Annotated in this window: 14 protein-coding genes and 1 pseudogene; 9 read left to right on the forward strand and 6 right to left on the reverse strand. The window is 63.2% G+C overall.

Annotated features, from left to right (window positions below; translation table 11 throughout):
• Positions 1 to 23: 23 nt before the first annotated feature.
• Entirely contained in the window at positions 24 to 2,891 is a 2,868-nt protein-coding gene (locus tag J0909_RS02865; protein ID WP_207260327.1) for a sigma 54-interacting transcriptional regulator, read from the reverse strand.
• 201 nt (positions 2,892 to 3,092) lie between these two features.
• Here J0909_RS02865 and J0909_RS02870 point away from each other — a divergent pair, with 201 nt between their 5' ends.
• The 3 genes from J0909_RS02870 to J0909_RS02880 all read left to right on the forward strand — a co-directional run bounded on the left by J0909_RS02870 (position 3,093) and on the right by J0909_RS02880 (position 4,512).
• Positions 3,093 to 3,284 (forward strand): hypothetical protein, encoded by a 192-nt coding sequence (locus J0909_RS02870; RefSeq protein ID WP_353616727.1) that lies wholly within the window; start codon positions 3,093 to 3,095, stop codon positions 3,282 to 3,284.
• 174 nt (positions 3,285 to 3,458) lie between these two features.
• Complete coding sequence (locus J0909_RS02875) at positions 3,459 to 3,845, forward strand: response regulator (protein WP_207260331.1); 387 nt, start codon at positions 3,459 to 3,461, stop codon at positions 3,843 to 3,845.
• Positions 3,846 to 3,966: 121 nt separating this feature from the next.
• Complete coding sequence (locus J0909_RS02880) at positions 3,967 to 4,512, forward strand: peptidylprolyl isomerase (protein WP_207260332.1); 546 nt, start codon at positions 3,967 to 3,969, stop codon at positions 4,510 to 4,512.
• 271 nt (positions 4,513 to 4,783) lie between these two features.
• On the opposite strand, the gene J0909_RS02885 is transcribed toward J0909_RS02880, so the two are convergent.
• From J0909_RS02885 to J0909_RS02900, 4 genes are all read right to left on the reverse strand, one after another.
• A complete protein-coding gene (locus J0909_RS02885; RefSeq protein ID WP_353616728.1) occupies positions 4,784 to 6,643 on the reverse strand; it encodes an AMP-binding protein in 1,860 nt (619 codons plus the stop codon).
• Between the two features lie 117 nt (positions 6,644 to 6,760).
• Positions 6,761 to 7,450: an aspartate/glutamate racemase family protein gene (locus J0909_RS02890; RefSeq protein WP_207260334.1), complete on the reverse strand. Its 690-nt coding sequence runs from the start codon at positions 7,448 to 7,450 to the stop codon at positions 6,761 to 6,763.
• Between the two features lie 9 nt (positions 7,451 to 7,459).
• Positions 7,460 to 7,786 (reverse strand): AzlD domain-containing protein, encoded by a 327-nt coding sequence (locus J0909_RS02895; RefSeq protein ID WP_207260335.1) that lies wholly within the window; start codon positions 7,784 to 7,786, stop codon positions 7,460 to 7,462.
• Positions 7,771 to 8,481 carry an AzlC family ABC transporter permease gene (locus J0909_RS02900; protein WP_207260336.1) on the reverse strand — a complete coding sequence of 237 codons (711 nt, stop codon included), beginning with the start codon at positions 8,479 to 8,481 and terminating at the stop codon, positions 7,771 to 7,773. The genes J0909_RS02895 and J0909_RS02900 overlap by 16 nt, the downstream gene beginning before the upstream one ends.
• A gap of 138 nt (positions 8,482 to 8,619) precedes the next feature.
• On the opposite strand from J0909_RS02900, the gene J0909_RS02905 reads away from it, so the two are divergent.
• The 3 genes and pseudogenes from J0909_RS02905 to J0909_RS02915 form a co-directional block, all read left to right on the forward strand.
• On the forward strand, positions 8,620 to 10,044 hold the full coding sequence (locus tag J0909_RS02905) for an aminotransferase-like domain-containing protein (RefSeq protein WP_207260337.1): 1,425 nt from the start codon (positions 8,620 to 8,622) through the stop codon (positions 10,042 to 10,044).
• A gap of 80 nt (positions 10,045 to 10,124) precedes the next feature.
• On the forward strand, positions 10,125 to 11,057 hold the full coding sequence (rarD, locus tag J0909_RS02910; protein ID WP_207260340.1) for an EamA family transporter RarD: 933 nt from the start codon (positions 10,125 to 10,127) through the stop codon (positions 11,055 to 11,057).
• Positions 11,045 to 11,413 (forward strand): annotated as a pseudogene (locus tag J0909_RS02915) (mercury methylation corrinoid protein HgcA); the annotation flags it as partial. The gene rarD and the pseudogene J0909_RS02915, both read left to right, overlap by 13 nt.
• 205 nt (positions 11,414 to 11,618) lie before the next feature.
• On the opposite strand, the gene J0909_RS02920 reads toward J0909_RS02915, so the two are convergent.
• A complete protein-coding gene (locus tag J0909_RS02920; protein ID WP_207260344.1) occupies positions 11,619 to 12,170 on the reverse strand; it encodes a cysteine hydrolase family protein in 552 nt (183 codons plus the stop codon).
• A 194-nt stretch (positions 12,171 to 12,364) separates the two neighbouring features.
• Here J0909_RS02920 and J0909_RS02925 point away from each other — a divergent pair, with 194 nt between their 5' ends.
• The 3 genes from J0909_RS02925 to J0909_RS02935 are packed head-to-tail and all read left to right on the forward strand — an operon-like array spanning position 12,365 to position 15,213.
• Entirely contained in the window at positions 12,365 to 12,709 is a 345-nt protein-coding gene (locus J0909_RS02925; RefSeq protein ID WP_353616729.1) for a DsrE family protein, read from the forward strand.
• A gap of 36 nt (positions 12,710 to 12,745) precedes the next feature.
• Entirely contained in the window at positions 12,746 to 13,165 is a 420-nt protein-coding gene (locus J0909_RS02930; protein WP_353616730.1) for a response regulator, read from the forward strand.
• Positions 13,166 to 13,173: 8 nt separating this feature from the next.
• Positions 13,174 to 15,213: a GAF domain-containing protein gene (locus J0909_RS02935; RefSeq protein ID WP_207260348.1), complete on the forward strand. Its 2,040-nt coding sequence runs from the start codon at positions 13,174 to 13,176 to the stop codon at positions 15,211 to 15,213.
• Positions 15,214 to 15,232 lie beyond the last annotated feature (19 nt).

A 15,232-nucleotide genomic window follows, 5' to 3' on the forward strand; every position in this document is an offset into this window, starting at 1 on the left:
ACTTCTTGGACCGGATGCCGGATTCAGCCGTCCAACCCCCAGGCCTTGAGCTTGCGGTACAACGTGGCCCGGTGCATGCCCAACCTGCGCGCGGCCCGGACCTTGTTGCCCCCGCACTCGCGCAACGCGGCCAGGATATCATCCCTGCTGGGCTTATAGGGAACGAAGGCAGCTGCGGCGAACGGCTGCTCGGGCGCTGCCGCCGGTTCCCGCCCCTGGGCCCGGATTTGATCCACCAGTTCCTTGCGCAAGTGCTTGACCTCGATGACAGCGCCCGGCGACAGGATGCAGGCATGTTCCAGGGCGTGCTTGAGCTCGCGCACGTTGCCCGGCCAGGAGTAGGTCAGGAGCAGGTCCAAGACCTCCTCGGAGACGCCGTCGAAACGCTTGCCGAAATTGTCCGCGAAAGTGCCCAGGAAATAATCCACCAGTAGAGGGATATCCACCTGTCGGTCCCGGAGCGGAGGCAGGGTCACGGGCATGACATTGAGCCGGTAGTAGAGGTCCTCGCGGAACGCTCCCCCGCGCACGGCCGCGCGCAGGTCGGCATTGGTGGCCGCGATGATGCGCACGTCCGCGGTGTACGTCCGGGACTCGCCCACCCGCTCGTATTCACGGCTTTCCAGAAAGCGCAAGAGCTTGAGCTGGAGCATGGGGGAGATGTCGCCGATCTCGTCCAGGAACAGAGTGCCGCCCTGGGCCGCCTGGATGCGCCCGACCTTGTCCCGGACCGCCCCGGTGAAGGCCCCGCGCACGTGCCCGAACAATTCGCTCTCCAGCAGGCTCTCGGACAGGGCCGAACAGTTGACTTTGATCAGCGGTTTGCCCGCGCGCACCCCGCCATAATGCAGGGCCTCGGCGGCCAGTTCCTTGCCCGTGCCGGATTCGCCCAGGATGAGCACGATGGAATCGAGTGAGGAGAGCTGCTCCAGCAACTGATAGATGTCCTGCATGGGCCCGCTGCGGCCGACGATGCCCCGGAATCCGTGACGCTGCTGCAACTGTTTTTCCAGGTCCGTGACGTGGGAGATGTCGCGCACGACGAGCACCGCGCCGGCGTGCCGCCGGTCCATGTCCACCAGGGGCGAACAGTTGATTTCGACCATCCGCTCGCCCTTGTCCGGGGTCTTCAGCTCGATCTCGTAGCCGCGCACGGGCTTGTCCGTCTTGAGCACCTGGCGGAGAACCTGGACGCACGGGTTGTCCTCGTCCCCGACCACCTCCTCGAACCGGCGTCCCCTGGACTGCTCCTCGCCGATCCCGAACAGGATCTTGGCCGCATTGTTGGTGGCGATGACCGACAGCCCGGAGTCCACGGTCAGAATGGCGTCCGGGATGGAAGCGAACGTGGCCTCCAGATTCAGGCGGTACTGTTCCTTCTCCTGGGTGGCCTGGGCCAAGGCGCTCTCGGCGGCCTTGTGTTCGGTCACGTCGCGGCCCACGGCCTGGATTTCCATGACCCGATTCCGGTCGTTGAGCACGGCCCGATGAGTCCAGGAAATCCAGCGTTCCGCACCGTCCGAGCGGATCTGCCGGACTTCCCGGTCGAACACGGGCCGGGAGGGATCGAAATGTTCGAGCCATTCGGTCAGGACCCGCTGGTCCAAGGACCCCATGGAGGCAAAGACGTCCCGGCCCAGGATCTCGTCCTCGTCCCGGCCCGCGAACCGCTCGAAGGCGTTGTTCACGAAAGTCAGCTTGCCGTCCGTGCCATAGCGGCAGATGAGCTCGGTCTGGTCCTCGACCACGGCGCGATAGAGCCGCGCGCCCTCGCGCAATGCTTCTTCCACGATCTTGCGCCGGGAAATGTCCTGGGCGTAGAGGATGCATACCTCCCTGCCCGCGTTGGTGAAATGGCTCATGGACAACTCCACCGGAAACGAGGAGCCGTTCTTGCGCTTGAGGTAGTCGTAGGAAACCCGCTCTCCGCCAGTATTTATGGCCGACAGAATCTGCTCGGGGTGGGCCACCAGCCCCTGGATAGCCGCTCCCCGCATCTCGCCCGGCTCATAGCCCAGCGCGCGGGCCGCGGCATCGTTGCTCTCCATGACCGTGCCGCGCTCCCGATCCACCAGGATGATGGCGGCCGCGGCGCCGGTAAACACGCTGCGGTACTGTTTCTCGCTCTCGGCCAAACCGACCTCGCCGCGCCGCCGGGCCGTAATGTCGCGCAGAAAGACCACAAACCCGGTCGGGGAACCGCCCTGGAGCACGGGCCGCACCCGGGTCTCCAGGACCATGCCGCTTCGATGCTCCTCAAGCCGGGCCGCCTCGCCGGTGGTCCGGGCCTTGGCGATGGCCCCTTCGTGCAGCTTGGCCACGGATTCCGGGAAAAGCGACGGATAGGACCGCCCCGCGCACTCGCCCACGTTCCGGCCCAGCAGACTCTCCACCGGCCCGCTGCATTCGATGACCGCAGCCGTTTCGTCCAGCAGAAAAGTGACGCCCTCGTCGGCGTTCAGCAGGGCTTGCACGAACGCCTGGGCCAAGGCCAGTCGCGTCTCCTGGAGAATGGCCGTGGTGCGCAATTCGTTTTCGGCCAGCCCGAGGCGGACGAGCATTTCCAGCTGGGCGCGGACCACGGGCTTCTGCACGTAGGCCATGGCGCCGCAATCCCGGGCCAGACGGCCGGGGTTGTCGATGGCTGTGGAGATGAGCAGGATGACCGGCGAGAACAGGCCGAGCCGGGCCGCCTCATGCACCAGGGAACCGCCGTCCTCGTCCTCGCCGTGGGCGGCCAGGACCAGGCCCGGGCCGCGCCGGGCCATGAGCGCGGCCGCCGACGCCGGGCTGGAGGCGGTTTCGACCTGATACCCCCGGGTTTCGAGAATGTCCTTGATCAACGAACGTATGGAGGCGTCGCCATCGGCGACGAGAATGGTCGAACTCACCGGCATATCTCCTGGAATGACTCATACATCACTTGCCCGTCGAAAACCAGCCCCAGGCCGTAGCCTCTCCCTTTTGGACTGTTCATTTGTCTTTTCAAGGTGTATAGCCCAGCATATGGTGGAGTCTTTCCCATAACTCAGGAGGATAATATGTCATCTTTTACCGAAGCAGATCTGCCCACTGATGTCCATCATGGAGAAATGATCACTCTCGCTGATGGTACGACGGTCAGATTCGAATCCAACGGAGAAGCCAAGGACATCATGGTCAACGACGGATTCGCTCCGGTCTGTACCTTGTACCCGGGCAACGATTTCGTCGTCGAGACCAGCGGCGGCAACTACAAGATCACCTGTGAATTCGGTGATATCATGCACGTTCGAAAAATCTGATTTCCAGGCCGCGCCCGCAATAGCGGGCGCGGCCGCCCGCCTTCCCCGCTTAATCCTCTCATTTTTTACCACGCAGCAATTTCTAACCCGGTGACATCCGGGGGGGTTGTCTGTTATCCATCTACAGACTTCAGTGAAGACGCACCCCGCGCCAAGAGGAAGAGGAAGACGAACATGGCCAAGATACTGATTGCCGAGGACGACCGCATTTCCCAAAAACTCGCCGTAAAAATCGTCGAGGAGCTCGGTCATACCGCTTTTGTCAGCCCCAACGGGAAACACGCTTACGAATCCCTCATGACCAACAGCGGGTTCGACCTGCTCCTGACCGACATCATGATGCCCGAAATGGACGGTCGGCAGTTGATCCAGACCCTGCGCGGCGACCAGAGGTTCAACAACCTGCCGATCATCATCATGTCCGCCGTGGTCGGCCTCAACGACATCTCGAACCTGCTCAAGCTCGGAGCCACCCGGTTCCTGGCCAAGCCCTTGGAACGCACGGAACTCGAGGATTACATCACTCGCTGCCTCTGCGCTGAAAAGCCCTGCCACAAGTGACTCCGGGAGGACCGGAAAACCGGGGGCGGGAGCTTCCCTTCCCCGACGAAAATAGCTACACCTGGGAGGTTGCGGCCGAACGGAGCCGCATCCTATCATCAACACAACCCATGGGAGTGAAATGAAAAGCCTGCTGCAAGCCCTCCTGGCCTGCGCCCTGTTCGTCCTGCTGGCCTGTCCGGCCGCTTGGGCCCAGGACCCGGAAAACACCCTGTACATGGACCTGGCCGACGGCCGCGTGATCATTGAGATGCGCCCGGACCTGGCCCCCAAACATGTGGCCCGGATCAAGGAACTGGCGCGCATGAAATTTTATGACGGCATCGTCTTCCACCGGGTCATCGACGGGTTCATGGCCCAGACCGGCGATCCCACCGGCACCGGTCGGGGCGGCTCCGGCCAGAACCTGCCCGCCGAGTTCAGCAACGCCCCATTCAAGCGCGGCACCGTGGGCATGGCCCGCGCTTCGGACCCGGACAGCGCGGACAGCCAATTCTTCATCTGCTTCGCGCCCGCGCCCTTCCTCGACGGCCAGTACACGGTCTGGGGTCAGGTCGTTTCGGGCATGGAAATCGTGGACCATATCAAAAAAGGGACCGGCCAGAGCGGCATGGTCCGCAACCCCGACAAAATCATCAGCCTGCGCGTCGCCGCCGACGTACAGTAGCTCCGGCCAGATAAAGGGAGACGTCTTTGGACGGGCTCCCTTTGTCCGGGCGTATCCATAGCATGGCCCAAACGGCGCATCCCCGGGACATGCCGGGCGGCACGATCCATGAGAACGTGCCGACGCCGGGCATCACTCGCGCCGCACGCGGCTTCCTGAACCGTTCCCGACCACTTGCCCGCCGACGAAGGCCTCGGGCATAAGCGCTCCCCCGGCCAAGGCCGTGGACATCACCCACTTCCCCGCACAGGCCAAGGCAGCCGCATAGGCCTTACTGGTCCGTATACAGGAAACGCTTGATCTTCTGGGTGGGTGTTTTCTCGAAGGGCTCGCCCTGTTCGACCACGCGGTTCAGGCGGGCAAAGGAGGAAACCTTGGAATTGACCTCCTTGTGCAGCTCATCGAGAATATTACGCACTTTCTCGCGCACCTCGGACTCGATCATCTTTCTGACGTCGAACTGCTCGTCCAGGGCGTCGTAGTTCAGATGGACGCGGGCCACCAGTTTACCGCCGGATTCATAGACCAGGGACTCCTGGACGTAATCGTTGGCGTTGATGACCGACTCCACCTCTTCGGGATAGATGTTCTCGCCACTGGGCCCCAGAATGACGTTCTTAAGCCGTCCCTTGAGCCACAGGTAGCCATCCTCGAACTTGCCCAGGTCTCCGGTCTTGAGCCAACCGTCCTCGGTGAAAGTCGCCTCGGTGTCCCTGGGGGCCTTGTAGTATTCCAACATGATGTTCGGCCCCTTGGCCAGGATTTCGCCCTCGCCCGTTTCCGGGTCCGGGTCGGCGATCCTGAGCTCCACGCCGGGGATGGCCGGGCCGATGACCCGGAACCGCTGCTCGTGCATGTTGATCCCGGCCAAAAGCGGCGCAGCTTCCGTCATGCCGTATCCCTTGGCATAGGGGACCTTGGCGTCGATCAGGAAAAGTTCCACTTCGGGGGACAAGGGCGCGCCCCCGATGCACAGGCAGCGGAGCTCTCCGCCGAAGGCTTCGATGAGTTTCCTGCCCGCAACCTGGGAGAGTTTGCGCCGGGTCAGACCGATCTTCATCAGCCCGCGCGCCACGCCCGAACCGGTCAACTTTTTCTTGATCCGGTTGCGGTAGATCTTCTCAATGATCAGCGGAACCACGTTCATGACCGTGGGCTTGACCAACTGCATGGCCGGCAGCAGGGTCTTCGGGGTCGGGGGTTTTTGCAGAAAATGGACCGAGCTGCCGCAAAGAATGGGAATGAGCAGCCCCACGGTGCACTCGTAGGTGTGGGCCATGGGCAGCACGGACAGAAAACGGTCGGTCTCGAATATCTCGATGGTATTGACCCCGGAAATACAGTTCTGGACCAGGTTGCGGTGGGTCAGGACCACGCCCTTGGAGTGGCCGGTGGTGCCTGAGGTATAGAGGATGGCGGCCACATGGTCGGCGGTCAGTTCGAAGGGCTTGCCCGTCTTCCAGTCGATGAACCGGCGGGCCGTACCGGAAAAGCGCTCCACGGTCTCCTTGTAGGAATCGGAAAACTTCTCCATCTTTTCCCGGGCGGTGTCGCTGAACCGATTCATGCGCTCCCGGGCGGTCCCGGGCAATTTGTCCTTGGCGACCTCGCCCAGGTGCTCCACCCGCTCGCGGGCCGCCTCGGCGAACTGCTCGATGCGCTCCCCGGCGTTCTCCAGGGCCTCGCGGTAGGTGGTCCGGGAGCCCTCCCCGTCCTCCATGGAGAAATCGTCCATGACCATGATGGTTTCAATGGTCTGGGTGTCCTCGCCCTCGACCTTGTCCATGTACCGGCGGGAAGCGATGACCATGCGCGCTTCGGAATGGCGCAGGATGTGCTGCACCGCGCTGGGATGGAACTCCTGCAGAATGGGCACCGCGACGGCCCCCATGGAGGTCACGGCGAAATAGCTGATGGCCCAGTTGGGCATGCTCTCGCCGATAAGGGCGACCTTGTCCTCGGGCTTGATGCCGAGCCCGTGCAGCACGGTGGATAATTCACGCACGCGCTCGCCGAACTGGGCGTAGGTCATGGGCTCACCGCCCACGAAGGCCAGGGCCACGCGATCCGGAAACCGCTCCACGGAACGCTCCAGCAAATCCTTCAAGGTCATATCGGCAGTCTCGGTCACGCACCCTCCCCAATGATAATGAGACGAAAGCGCGCCCCGACGACGCGCCAACATGCCATATCACGTTACGCGCCCGCGTCAAGCGCGGGATGGGAACGGAAGACCGGGCCGGACGGGTCAGCCCAGGGCCGCTTTCACTGCGGCTTCGGCGTGGATACGGCAGGTGTCCAGGGTGGGGACCAGGGTGTCGCCGGGGCGGACGAGCAAACCAATCTCGGTGCAACCGAGAATTACCGCCTCGGCCCCCTGGGCGGCCAGGCCGTCGATGACGCGCAGGAATTCGGCGCGGGACGAATCCGAAAACGTGCCCTTGCACAGCTCGTCGAAGATGACCCGGTCCACCAGCTTCCGGTCCTCGGCCCCGGGCACCAGGACTTCAAAGCCGTGCTCCTTCAGGCGGCCCACGTAAAAGTCGTCCTCCATGGTGAAAATGGTCCCGAGCAGTGCCACCTTGGAGTAACCGCCCGCACGGGCGACCTCGGCCGTGGCGTCGGCGATGTGGACGAGCGGCACGGAAGTCGCGGCCTCCACCTCGGGGGCCACCTTGTGCATGGTGTTGGTGCCGATGACCACAAGCTCGGCCCCGGCCGCCTCCAAAGTGCGAGCCGCGTCGGCCAAATGGCCGCCCACGAAGGCCCAGTCACCCGCGCACATCCGTTCCCGCAGGGGGGCGAAATCCAGCGAATTCATGAGAATACGCGCCGAATGCAGGCCACCCAGGCGGGCCTTCACAACTTCGTTCATGACCCGGTAATATTCCAGAGAGGATTCCCAACTCATGCCGCCGACAAGTCCGATGATCTTCACGATGCGCTCCTATCCGAAGAAATGACGGCCCGCCGCCACAAAGGCCATGCCCAGGGCCACGGTGCCGAAAAACGACCTGGTTCGCCAGGCCAGCAAAAAGGCCGGAACGGCCGCCCACAGAAAATAGTTGTCGAGAGAAAGATCCACGCTTCCGCCCCTGAGCAGCAGAGCCGGGAAAAGCATGGACGACAGGACCGCCGCCGGGACGTAGGACAGCCAGCGGACCACGGATTCGGGCAGGGTCCGGGAGGCCAGGGCCACCAGTGGAACCATACGCGGAACGTAGGTCACGGCGAGCATGCCGACTATGGTCGCAAAGATCATTTTCTGGTCCATGATTCCACTCCCGCGCCGAAGGTTGCGCCGACGACCGTGGCCAGAATGACCGACCACTGGGCCGCACCGGCCTTGTTAAGGATGACGGCGAGCAGCCCGCTGAACCCGGCCACCAGAACATGCAGTCCATTCTTCATCTGCATGACCAGCAGGGCGATGAACATGGCGGGCAGGGCGTAGTCAATGCCCAGCGGCTCCACGCTCGGGATGGACGCCCCGGCGAAATAGCCCGCGAAGGAAGCCAGCACCCAGGAAATCTGGGCCAAGGCGTTGATGCCGAAACAGGTGGCCTTGTTCAGGTCGCCGCGCGCGAAACGCATCGAGTGCACGGCGAAGGATTCGTCCGTGATTTCATAGGCGAACAAGGCCAACTCCCACTTGTTCCAGCTCTTCAGGCTCGGCGCCAGGGAGGCGCTCATGAGCAGATGGCGCAGATTGACCACGAAGGTGGTGACGATGATGGACACCGGGTTCAAACCCGCCGCGAACATGCCCACGGCGATAAGTTGGGCGGACCCGGCGTAGACCAGGACCGACATGAGCACGGTGTTGAGCAGGGACAGTCCGGCCTGTTGGGCCAGGACGCCGTAAGCCGCGCCCACGGGCAGGTAGCCCATGACGATGGGCGCCACCTGCCGGGCGGCGGACAACATGGGGGAACCGGGTTGTTCCCCGGCCAGGGCTTGGGTGGTCATGACAAGCGTCTCTCTAAGCGTTTTTCGGGCCATGGCCCGGTTAATCTGCGATACCCGCGTGTTGCAGTAAAGCCGAAAATCTGCAATCAGTACAGATACAGTTCAAACAAAATCATACGAAACAGATTTAGGTGAACCATGGAGACATACCGCTATCGCACCGTGGAGAAAAACGTCATGGGCATGATCGACGCCGGGGCTCTCGGTCTGGGCGACAAACTCCCTTCCCTGCGGTCGCTGAGCACGAAACTCGGCGTATCCGTGTCCACGGTGAACCAGGCGTATCTCGAATTGGAGCGCAAGGGGGTCATCGAATCCCGCCCCCGATCCGGATTCTTCGTGCGCCGGGAATCCAAACGGCTACCGCGCACCGAGGCCGCGCCCTCTCCCATGCAGCAACCGAGGCCGGTGACGCGCATCGGACTCATCCAGACCGTGCTCGAATCCGTGGGCGCGGCGAACCGAGTGGCCCTGGACGTCATCGCGCCCGGCCCCCAACGCATGCCGCTGCGCGAACTTGGGCGGATCACGGCGGCCATGGTCCGGGCCGAGCCCGAACGGGCCATGGGCTACGCGCCCATCCCCGGCGACCCGAAGCTCATCCGCCAGATCGCTTACCGTTCCATGGAATTCGGCATCCCGGCGGCGCCCGACGAGCCGTTGATCACCGCCGGATGCATGGAGGCCCTGTACCTCTCCTTGCGCTCCATCTGCCGCATGGGCGACACCGTGCTCATCCAGTCGCCCACCTATTATTGTTTCCTCCAGCTCCTCGAAACCTTAGGGCTGAGGGCCATCGAGGTGCCGTCCGACCCGGAACGCGGCGTCACCCCCGAGGAACTGGCCCGGGCGCTCAAAACCTTCGACGTCGCGGCCTGCGTGCTCGCGCCCAACTTCAACAATCCGGACTCCAGCCTGACCCCGGACGAGGCCAAGGCCGAAATCGTGAGCATGCTGGCTGCGCGCGATATCCCCCTGGTGGAGGACGACGTGTACACGGACCTGCACTTCAGCGCCAAGCGGCCCGGGACTTACAAGCAGTTCGACAAAAAGGGGCTGGTCCTGCTCTGCTCGTCCTTTTCCAAGACCATCGCCCCCGGGTACCGGGTGGGCTGGATGCTGCCCGGCCGGTTCCGCCAAAAGGCGCTGGAAATCAAGGCCACCACCAACGTTTCCAGTTCGGCCCCCGCCCAGATGGCCATCGCCGAATACCTGCGCCAGGGCCGCATGGAACGCCACCTGAAAAAGCTGCGTACGGACCTGGAGCGGCAGATGGACACCATGCAGTTCCATCTGAGCAGCCACTTTCCGGCCGGGACCAGGGTGACGCATCCCGTGGGCGGCGCGGTCCTCTGGCTGGAGCTGCCCAAGTCCGTGGACGGCGTAGAGCTGTTTTTCCGGGCCCGGGATGAGGGTGTGGGCATCGCGCCCGGAGCCATTTTCTCCACCCTGGACAAGTTCGCCAACTACATCCGGTTGAGTTGCGGCTGCCCGTGGACAGACGAACTGGAGCAGGGAATACGTACCCTGGGCAGGCTGGCCGGATCCATGCGCACTTCCTGATCGGGGGCATCGCTTTTTCCGACTTTACCCGTTCCATGTCCCGGCGTATCGTCGTGCTCCCGATATCCAGAGAGGAGACCATGCACCTCATTGATTCCAAACAGAAACCCAACGGATTTCTCGCCGTCCTCGCCGCCCTGGCCGCCTTCGTAGGCTGGGGCCTTCTGCCCATTTACTGGAAGGCGCTGATTACCGTGAACCCCTTCGAGATCCTCTGTCACCGAGTGATCTGGTCCCTGGTCTTCATTGCCGGCATCCTGACCCTGCGCCGGGGATGGAGCGAGGTCTTCTCCCCGCTCAAGTCGCCGCGCGACCTGCTTATCCTGGCCGGAAGTTCGCTGATGATCGGGGGCAATTGGCTGCTGTACATCTGGGCCGTGAACAGCGGCCACGTCCTGGAAACGAGCCTGGGCTACTTCATCAACCCCCTGGTCAACGTCCTGCTCGGCTTCATTTTTTTCCGCGAACGCCTGCGCCCGCTTCAGACGGCGGCCATCGGCCTGGCCGCCCTGGGCGTGGTCAACTCCGTGATCGCCCACGGCGAACTGCCGTGGATATCTCTGGCCCTGGCCGTGTCCTTCGGGCTGTACGGGCTGCTCAGGAAGATCGCCTCGGTGGAATCCCTGCCCGGCCTGTTTCTCGAAACCATGGTCCTCGGCCCCTTTGCCCTGGGCTACATCCTCTGGCTCCAAGCCCATGGAACATCCGCCCTGTTCCACCAAGGATTCACGGTGGACCTGTTGCTCATCGGAGCGGGCGTGGTCACGGCCTCGCCGCTCATCGGCTTCGCCTTCGGGGCCCGGCGGCTGCAACTGACCACCCTGGGGCTGCTCCAATATTTCTCCCCGTCCATAGCCTTCCTGCTCGGCGTCTTCGTCTACAGGGAGCCGTTCACCCCGAGCCACCTGCTGACCTTTGCCCTGATCTGGGCAGGCCTGATCGTGTACACCACCGAATCAGTCCTGACCATGCGCCACCAACGCCGCCTGGCGGGCTCCCGGCACCCGGCCTGACGGCTCGGGCCACGCGCATGATCACCTTTCCGCTCGGGGAGCGGACCGCGCTCATCCCGATGGAGCTGTCCCTGCCGCGCAAGCCCCTGGCCTGGATCTTGCCCGTGCCCTTTCTGTTCTCGGGCCTCGGACCGAACGTCTTTTCACTGTCCGCCCTGTGGCGCCGGGCGGCGCAACCGGCCTTCCTGCTTTGGTCCACGGCCATATCATCCTGGCTGGCCCTGAACTTCACCGGCCCCACCCCGTTCACCTCGCCCTCGAGCGTGGAAACCAAGATGCGCTAGGGCATTCCCTTCCAGGCCCTGGCCGGACTGGCGGCTCTGATTCTCTGGCTGGCCGCGCCTTTCATTCCTTAGGAGAAAAGAGACATGGAAGATTTCCGTAAGCTAGACGACGCGACCAGCCGGCGCTGAATGGCGACGCATGCGTCGGCTGCGGAGCGCGCGCCGTCAACTGCCCGGTTCAGGCGGTCACGGTCACGCCCGGCGAGGGCTGCGCCTCCTATCTCCTCGCGGTCTGGCTGCACCGGCTCACCGGGCGCAAGACTGAATCCGCCTGCTGCTAGTCGAGACGAGCGGACAGTTCGGGCACGGTCAGGATCTGCCCGTAGGCCGCCCCCAGGGCGGCCATGAACGCGCCGTGCACCTGGGCCGCCGGAATGACGTGGCCGCCAAAGTCGAGATCCCGGGTGGCCGACGCGTCGGACAAAACCAGGCACTCGAAGCCAAAGTCCACGGCAGCGCGCACCCCGGCGTCCAGGCACATATGGGTCATCATCCCGGCCACAACCAGGCGTTTTGCGCCCGACTCGCGCAACAGGGCGAGCAGGTCCGTGTCCCGGAAACTGTTGGGCGCATGTTTGACGACCACGGCTTCCCCTTCCACCGGGCGAACCGACACATGGATGGCCGCCCCCTCCGTGCCGGGCAAAAAGAAAGACGCTCCCTCCCGGTGCGCCTCGTGGCGGACGTGGAACACGGGCAGACCGCGCTCACGGAACAGGGCGAGGGCCTCGGCCGCGTGGGCCGCCGCCTCCAGACTGCCAACCAGTTCCATGTGCCCGCCTGGGAAATAATCATTCTGAAAATCTATGAGCAACAGCGCCGTATGCATATAATCCTCCATTGTTGCGGCCACCGTACTCCAGACGGCGGATTGCGGTCCAATCGTCTTCCCTGATACGCCCTTTCGAATATCCGATATTTCATCTGGGGGCTTGCCGACAAATCCGCACTGAGCTATACGTACGATGATTGCATAACTAACCGATTATAACTCGCATTGCCCTGGATCCAAGAATGACCGACATGCCCACGAAAGACTCCCTGTGTATCGTCTGGACCTCCTCCGACCCCGAAGTGGCTGAAAATCTGGCCTTCATGTATGCGCATAACGCCCTCAAGGAAGGATGGTGGGAACAGGTCCGCGTGATCATCTGGGGACCTTCGGCCGCCCTGGCCGCGCGGGATGAAACCATCCAAACACGGCTCAAGGCAATGCTGGCCGACGGCGTGGAGATCTGGGCCTGCCGGGCGTGCGCCGAAAACTACGGCGTGACCGACCGGCTCGAAGCGCTGGGCGCAAATGTGCTCTACGTGGGCAAACCCTTTACCGACATGCTCAAGGACGGCTGGACCCAGTTGACGTTCTGAGACGGCCGCGCGAGCCGGAAAACAGCGGAGAGACAGGTGAACGACACGCAAACCGCCAAAAGCCGGGGACAGCAGCCCCCTCCTGTGCGCATCCTCATCGCCGAGGATTCGGAAAGCAACCAGATGCTCCTCTCCCTGTACCTGACCGATTCCGGCTACGCCCTGGACTTCGCCGCAAATGGCCGTGAGGCCGTGTCCCTTTTCAAGGCGGGCTCCTACTCCCTGGTGCTCATGGACATCTTCATGCCCATCCTGGACGGTCTGGACGCCACCCGCGAAATCCGCGACTTCGAACGGGATCGCGGACTCTCCCCGGTGCCCATCGCGGCCGTGTCCGCCAACGCCTTCACCGAGGACAGGGAACGCTCCCTCCAAGCGGGCTGCACCAATTTTCTGGCCAAGCCCATCCGCAAGATTCCATTGCTCAAATTCATCGCCGACACCCTGGGAGACTGACCGCAATTATGCCCAGCACCGACCTCCTCCATAACATCCTCAGATTGCAGGAACCGGAAGCCGCATTGGCCTGCCGGACGGAGGGGGGCCCACCGGGCGAGGCACGCATCATCGCGGCCAACGAGGCCGCCTGCACCCTGTTCGACCTGACCCGCGAGGAACTCCAAAGCCGGACGCCCGGCGAAGTCATCACCAATTTCGCAACCCTGGCCGAAGACGCCCCCATGTTCGAGACCGGTTCCCGGCACATCGAGCATACCCTATGCGGGACAAATCGGGCCACCCCCGTGGAAATTCGCTCGCACGGGCTGGACCTCGACGGCGAGACCTTCTTCGTCATCATCCTCCGGGACATCACCGTGCGGCGACGGCGGGAAATGAAATGCGACCTGAATGAACAACGCTTCAAGACCCTGTACACCCTCTCAAGAATGATGGACAGATCCGTGGAGGAAATCCTCGACTACGCCTTGGTGCAGGGCGTGTACATGACCGACAGCCGCATGGGTTACATAGGCTTCATGGACGAAGCGGAATCCCGGCTGACCCTGCGCCCCTGGGCCGTGCCCGACCTGGGAGAGTGCACCGTGCACGACAAGACGCCCATCTTCCGTATCGAAAAAGGAGGACTGTGGGCCGAGGCCGTGCGCCAGCGCAAGCCTATCATCGCCAACGACTACGCCTCGGCCCCGGGTAGGCGGGGCACCCCCGAAGGACACGTGCCCCTGGTCCGGCACATGAACATCCCGGTCATCGACAAAAATCGCATCCGACTGTTGGTCGGGGTGGCCAACAAAGACGAAGACTACACCGAGTCCGACGTGGTCCAGCTTTCTCTGATCATGGAGGGGGTCTGGCACATCATCCAGCGCAAACGCATGGAGGCCGACCTGATCCGGGCCATGCGCGAGGCCCGGCAGGCCGACCGGGCCAAGAGCCAATTTCTGGCCAATATGAGTCATGAGCTGCGCACGCCCTTGAACGGCATCATGGGCATGACCCAATTGCTCCTGGACACCGAAGGGCTCTCGGAAGAACAGAAGGAATACCTGACCCTCAGCCTGGAATCGAGCATCCAGCTGTCCGGGGTGCTGACCTCCCTGCTCGACCTGTCGTGCATCGAATCCGGCGGCACCGGCTTGAACCGGAAGGATTTCGACCTGCCCGAAGTCATCCGCTCCGCCGTATCCCCCATGCTCCCACAGGCCGAGCTCAAGGGGGTTGGCCTTATCTGCAACCTGGGCGATCTTCCGGCCACAGTCTACGGCGACGCCGAAAAACTCCGCCAGACTCTCATCAACCTGATACACAATGGTGTGAAATTCACCCAGGAGGGTTCGGTCACGGTCACGGCATCCTGCTCGCCGCTGCCGCATGACCCGGACATGGTCATGCTGTCCGTTTCGGTGACCGACACCGGCATGGGCGTCCCCGAAGACAAACGCGAGGCCGTATTCGAGAGCTTCACGCTCGGCGAGGAGTACATGACCAAGCGCTACAGCGGCCTGGGCCTCGGCCTGACCATCTCCCGCAAGCTGGCCGAGATCATGGGCGGGGCCATCGAATTGGAGAACTCCACAAGCGGAGGATCCGTTTTCACCCTGAACGTCCCCCTGCTGTGCAGGCTGGACCGGCTCGCCCCCCTCGCCCGGAAGGAAAAAACCGACCGGGCCCTGAACATCCTCGTGGCCGAAAACGAAGAGGTCAACGCTCTGGTCACCTCGCGACTGCTCCGCAAGCACGGCCATGCCGCCACCGTGGTGGGCAACGGCCAACACGCCATCGACACCCTCATGCGGGGCGGATTCGACATGGTGCTCATGGACGTCCGGATACCGGTCGTCAACGGCCTCGAAGTCACCGAGATCATCCGCTCGGGCGCGGCCGAAGGCATCGACGCGGACATCCCGATCATCGGTCTGACCGCCGTTGCGGACGAAATGGACCGCAACCGACTCCTCGACGCGGGCATGAACGCGGTCGTGACCAAAACCTTCGACGCCGCCGAGATCCTGGACGCCGTCCAGGACGCGGCCCGGAACCGTTGACCGTTCCCCTCCCGCCCAA

It is taken from the genome of Desulfovibrio sp. Huiquan2017 (genome assembly GCF_017351175.1).
Taxonomy (GTDB): domain Bacteria; phylum Desulfobacterota; class Desulfovibrionia; order Desulfovibrionales; family Desulfovibrionaceae; genus Pseudodesulfovibrio.